This window comes from Campylobacter sp. US33a, from assembly GCF_004378855.1.
In the GTDB taxonomy this organism is placed as follows: domain Bacteria; phylum Campylobacterota; class Campylobacteria; order Campylobacterales; family Campylobacteraceae; genus Campylobacter_D.
The window spans coordinates 1-5926 of sequence record NZ_RYYL01000022.1; the positions used below are offsets into that span (position 1 = coordinate 1).

The window sequence follows — 5926 nt, forward strand, 5'->3', positions numbered from 1 at the left end:
CATTTCAATTTCCATCTTTCAGTCCCAACCAAAAATTCAAATCATTTCTTTGATTATTTCTTTAATCATTTCTTTATTTAAAACCCTTCCAAATTCTTATTTTATTTTTATATATTTTAATAATAATTTAAGCAAAACTAGCTATACTTTCATTTCCTTTTCTAAAAAAGGACCTAAACAAAGTAATTAAAAGCCTTTTTACTTTTATTTATGTTGAGTTTTTGTATTGTTCTTTAAAATTAATATTGTTGTTTCAAATCTTATAGTCAATCTTTGAAATCTAAATAAGTGATCGATTGAGCCAGAAAGATTTATTTTAAATCTTAATCAATTATAAAACTTTTTCTTTGAAGAAAAAGATTAAACTATCTTAATTGACTATACACCTTACTAGAGGCAATAATGACTTGCGAAGCAAGGAATATTGCAATTCTTTAGGTGGGTGCAGGGAGTTTACTCCCGCACGCAGAACGGATTTTATTCGTTCGAGTAGTTATTATGGAGAGTTTGATCCTGGCTCAGAGTGAACGCTGGCGGCGTGCCTAATACATGCAAGTCGAACGATGAAGCTTTTAGCTTGCTAGAAGTGGATTAGTGGCGCACGGGTGAGTAAGGTATAGTTAATCTGCCCTACACAAGAGGACAACAGTTGGAAACGACTGCTAATACTCTATACTCCTGCTTAACACAAGTTGAGTAGGGAAAGTTTTTCGGTGTAGGATGAGACTATATAGTATCAGCTAGTTGGTGAGGTAATGGCTCACCAAGGCTATGACGCTTAACTGGTCTGAGAGGATGATCAGTCACACTGGAACTGAGACACGGTCCAGACTCCTACGGGAGGCAGCAGTAGGGAATATTGCGCAATGGGCGAAAGCCTGACGCAGCAACGCCGCGTGGAGGATGACACTTTTCGGAGCGTAAACTCCTTTTCTTAGGGAAGAATTCTGACGGTACCTAAGGAATAAGCACCGGCTAACTCCGTGCCAGCAGCCGCGGTAATACGGAGGGTGCAAGCGTTACTCGGAATCACTGGGCGTAAAGGGCGCGTAGGCGGATTATCAAGTCTCTTGTGAAATCTAATGGCTTAACCATTAAACTGCTTGGGAAACTGATAGTCTAGAGTGAGGGAGAGGCAGATGGAATTGGTGGTGTAGGGGTAAAATCCGTAGATATCACCAAGAATACCCATTGCGAAGGCGATCTGCTGGAACTCAACTGACGCTAAGGCGCGAAAGCGTGGGGAGCAAACAGGATTAGATACCCTGGTAGTCCACGCCCTAAACGATGTACACTAGTTGTTGGGGTGCTAGTCATCTCAGTAATGCAGCTAACGCATTAAGTGTACCGCCTGGGGAGTACGGTCGCAAGATTAAAACTCAAAGGAATAGACGGGGACCCGCACAAGCGGTGGAGCATGTGGTTTAATTCGAAGATACGCGAAGAACCTTACCTGGGCTTGATATCCTAAGAACCTTATAGAGATATGAGGGTGCTAGCTTGCTAGAACTTAGAGACAGGTGCTGCACGGCTGTCGTCAGCTCGTGTCGTGAGATGTTGGGTTAAGTCCCGCAACGAGCGCAACCCACGTATTTAGTTGCTAACGGTTCGGCCGAGCACTCTAAATAGACTGCCTTCGTAAGGAGGAGGAAGGTGTGGACGACGTCAAGTCATCATGGCCCTTATGCCCAGGGCGACACACGTGCTACAATGGCATATACAATGAGACGCAATACCGCGAGGTGGAGCAAATCTATAAAATATGTCCCAGTTCGGATTGTTCTCTGCAACTCGAGAGCATGAAGCCGGAATCGCTAGTAATCGTAGATCAGCCATGCTACGGTGAATACGTTCCCGGGTCTTGTACTCACCGCCCGTCACACCATGGGAGTTGATTTCACTCGAAGCCGGAATACTAAACTAGTTACCGTCCACAGTGGAATCAGCGACTGGGGTGAAGTCGTAACAAGGTAACCGTAGGAGAACCTGCGGTTGGATCACCTCCTTTCTAGAGTACAAAGTAATAAGTCTCACAACTATTACTTCAATATAGACTCAATTGATTCTTGTTTAGATTTCAAAGATTGATGAAAAAGCTAATTGTTTATGGGGAATTAGCTCAGCTGGGAGAGCGCCTGCTTTGCACGCAGGAGGTCAGCGGTTCGATCCCGCTATTCTCCACCATAAAAGGGCCTATAGCTCAGCTGGTTAGAGTGCACCCCTGATAAGGGTGAGGTCACAAGTTCAAGTCTTGTTAGGCCCACCATAGTAATCAATCTTAGAAGAATGAATAAGATTTGAAGTAAAACTTTAAAATCTAAAGTAAGTATATGATTTATTTTATATACTTCCTTTAGGTTTTAAGCCTAAAAGTTCTTTATAATTATTATTGTTAAGAGTCACAAGCAAGTTTTAATAAAAACAATTTTACAGGACTTGTTAAAGGATGAAACTCAACTATCTTTTCTTTAGTAATAAAACTAGAGACAAGTTTCAAACTCACAGCTTATTTAGATATTAATTATATTAGTATTTATAAGTGTTTGAATGCTTTCCGTCTTAAGATAGCAAAGTCTTATCATAAAAACTTTAACAAGGAAGTGATGCGTTTTAGAATCAATAAAAAGGTAAAAAAGGTAAGCTACTAAGAGCGAATGGTGGATGCCTTGACTGGTAAAGGCGATGAAGGACGTACTAGACTGCGATAAGCTACGGGGAGCTGTCAAGAAGCTTTGATCCGTAGATTTCCGAATGGGGCAACCCAATGTATAGAGATATACATTACCTATATAGGAGCGAACGAGGGGAATTGAAACATCTTAGTACCCTCAGGAAAAGAAATCAATAGAGATTGCGTCAGTAGCGGCGAGCGAAAGCGCAAGAGGGCAAACCCAGTGCTTGCACTGGGGGTTGTAGGACTGCAATGTGCAAGAGGTGAGTTTAGCAGAACATTCTGGAAAGTATAGCCATAGAGGGTGATAGTCCCGTATGCGAAAAACAAACCTTAGCTAGCAGTATCCTGAGTAGGGCGGGACACGAGAAATCCTGTCTGAAGCTGGGTCGACCACGATCCAACCCTAAATACTAATACCAGATCGATAGTGCACAAGTACCGTGAGGGAAAGGTGAAAAGAACTGAGGTGATCAGAGTGAAATAGAACCTGAAACCATTTGCTTACAATCATTCAGAGCCCTATGTAGCAATACAGGGTGATGGACTGCCTTTTGCATAATGAGCCTGCGAGTTGTGGTGTCTGGCGAGGTTAAGCACACGCGAAGCCGTAGCGAAAGCGAGTCTGAATAGGGCGCTTAGTCAGATGCTGCAGACCCGAAACGAAGTGATCTATCCATGAGCAAGTTGAAGCTAGTGTAAGAACTAGTGGAGGACTGAACCCATAGGCGTTGAAAAGCCCCGGGATGACTTGTGGATAGGGGTGAAAGGCCAATCAAACTTCGTGATAGCTGGTTCTCTCCGAAATATATTTAGGTATAGCGTTGTGTCGTAATATAAGGGGGTAGAGCACTGAATGGGCTAGGGCATACACCAATGTACCAAACCCTATCAAACTCCGAATACCTTATATGTAATCACAGCAGTCAGGCGGCGAGTGATAAAATCCGTCGTCAAGAGGGAAACAACCCAGACTACCAGCTAAGGTCCCTAAATCTTACTTAAGTGGAAAACGATGTGAAGTTACTTAAACAACCAGGAGGTTGGCTTAGAAGCAGCCATCCTTTAAAGAAAGCGTAATAGCTCACTGGTCTAGTGATTTTGCGCGGAAAATATAACGGGGCTAAAGTAAGTACCGAAGCTGTAGGCTTGACTTTGTCAAGCGGTAGGAGAGCGTTCTATTTGCGTCGAAGGTATACCGGTAAGGAGTGCTGGAGCGAATAGAAGTGAGCATGCAGGCATGAGTAGCGATAATTAATGTGAGAATCATTAACGCCGTAAACCCAAGGTTTCCTACGCGATGCTCGTCATCGTAGGGTTAGTCGGGTCCTAAGTCGAGTCCGAAAGGGGTAGACGATGGCAAATTGGTTAATATTCCAATACCAACATTAGTGTGCGATGGAAGGACGCTTAGGGCTAAGCGTTGCTAGCGGATGGAAGTGCTAGTCGAAAGTTGTAGGTGCTTATACAGGAAAATCCGTGTAAGAATACACCGAGAACCTATAGGCTTTTTGAAGTCTTCGGATGGATAAGAGTAATGCTGATGCCGTCGAGCCAAGAAAAGTTTCTAAGTTTAGCTAATGTTGCCCGTACCGTAAACCGACACAGGTGGGTGGGATGAGTATTCTAAGGCGCGTGGAAGAACTCTCTTTAAGGAACTCTGCAAAATAGCACCGTATCTTCGGTATAAGGTGTGGTTCGCTTCGTATTAGGATTTACTCCGAAAGCGAAGAAACTTACAACAAAGAGTCCCTCCCGACTGTTTACCAAAAACACAGCACTCTGCTAACTCGTAAGAGGATGTATAGGGTGTGACGCCTGCCCGGTGCTCGAAGGTTAATTGATGGGGTTAGCATTAGCGAAGCTCTTGATCGAAGCCCGAGTAAACGGCGGCCGTAACTATAACGGTCCTAAGGTAGCGAAATTCCTTGTCGGTTAAATACCGACCTGCATGAATGGCGTAACGAGATGGGAGCTGTCTCAAAGAGGGATCCAGTGAAATTGTAGTGGAGGTGAAAATTCCTCCTACCCGCGGCAAGACGGAAAGACCCCGTGGACCTTTACTACAGCTTGACACTGCTATCTGGATAAGAATGTGCAGGATAGGTGGGAGGCTTTGAGTATATGACGCCAGTTGTATATGAGCCATTGTTGAGATACCACTCTTTCTTATTTGGGTAGCTAACCAGCTTGAGTTATCCTCAAGTGGGACAATGTCTGGTGGGTAGTTTGACTGGGGCGGTCGCCTCCCAAATAATAACGGAGGCTTACAAAGGTTGGCTCAGAACGGTTGGAAATCGTTCGTAGAGTATAAAGGTATAAGCCAGCTTAACTGCAAGACATACAAGTCAAGCAGAGACGAAAGTCGGTCTTAGTGATCCGGTGGTTCTGTGTGGAAGGGCCATCGCTCAAAGGATAAAAGGTACCCCGGGGATAACAGGCTGATCTCCCCCAAGAGCTCACATCGACGGGGAGGTTTGGCACCTCGATGTCGGCTCATCGCATCCTGGGGCTGGAGCAGGTCCCAAGGGTATGGCTGTTCGCCATTTAAAGCGGTACGCGAGCTGGGTTCAGAACGTCGTGAGACAGTTCGGTCCCTATCTGCCGTGGGCGTAAGAAGATTGAAGAGATTTGACCCTAGTACGAGAGGACCGGGTTGAACAAACCACTGGTGTAGCTGTTGTTCTGCCAAGAGCATCGCAGCGTAGCTAAGTTTGGAAAGGATAAACGCTGAAAGCATCTAAGCGTGAAGCCAACTCTAAGATGAATCTTCTCTAAGCTCTCTAGAAGACTACTAGTTTGATAGGCTGGGTGTGTAATGGATGAAAGTCCTTTAGCTGACCAGTACTAATAGAGCGTTTGGCTTATCTTTAATAAAGCATCACTTCCTTGTTAAGGTTTTTAGTAAAGCTTTGAATATAAATAATCATTCAAAGTGATATGGAAATCTTGCAAGTAGGGTTTATATTAGAACTTGCTCTTAACATTGTTTTTTAAGTATTCTAAAACAATAAAGTGATTAGCTTAATAAAATATCTAAATATAAGAATAAGATGAAAACTAGAATAAAAATGATTTCAATCTAGTTTTTATTATGCTATACTAAATAGAATATTTAAATAACAATGTCCGTGATTATACAGATGTGGAAACGCCTTGCTCCATCCCGAACCAAGAAGCTAAGCACATCGTGGGTGATGATACTACGCCTTACTGGCAGGGGGAAAGTAGCTCATTGCGGACTTGTTAATTCTT

1 protein-coding gene, 2 tRNA genes and 3 rRNA genes are annotated in these 5926 nt (G+C 43.6%); all 6 read left to right on the forward strand.

From position 1 onward, the window contains the following. On the forward strand, nt 1-190 hold a 190-nt coding region (locus tag ELQ16_RS10220), incomplete at its 5' end, for a hypothetical protein (RefSeq protein ID WP_208335099.1). Nucleotides 191-495: 305 nt separating this feature from the next. Continuing rightward, nucleotides 496-2008, forward strand: a 16S ribosomal RNA gene (locus ELQ16_RS09625). A 100-nt stretch (nt 2009-2108) separates the two neighbouring features. Beyond that, nucleotides 2109-2184, forward strand: a tRNA-Ala gene (locus ELQ16_RS09630). A gap of 5 nt (nt 2185-2189) precedes the next feature. Continuing rightward, nucleotides 2190-2266 (forward strand) — tRNA-Ile (locus tag ELQ16_RS09635). 368 nt (nt 2267-2634) lie between these two features. Next, a 23S ribosomal RNA gene (locus ELQ16_RS09640) occupies nt 2635-5543 on the forward strand. Between the two features lie 255 nt (nt 5544-5798). Continuing rightward, nucleotides 5799-5915 (forward strand): 5S ribosomal RNA (gene rrf / locus ELQ16_RS09645). Together the 16S, 23S and 5S rRNA genes with 2 tRNA genes alongside form the textbook arrangement of a ribosomal RNA operon. Nucleotides 5916-5926: the final 11 nt, after the last annotated feature.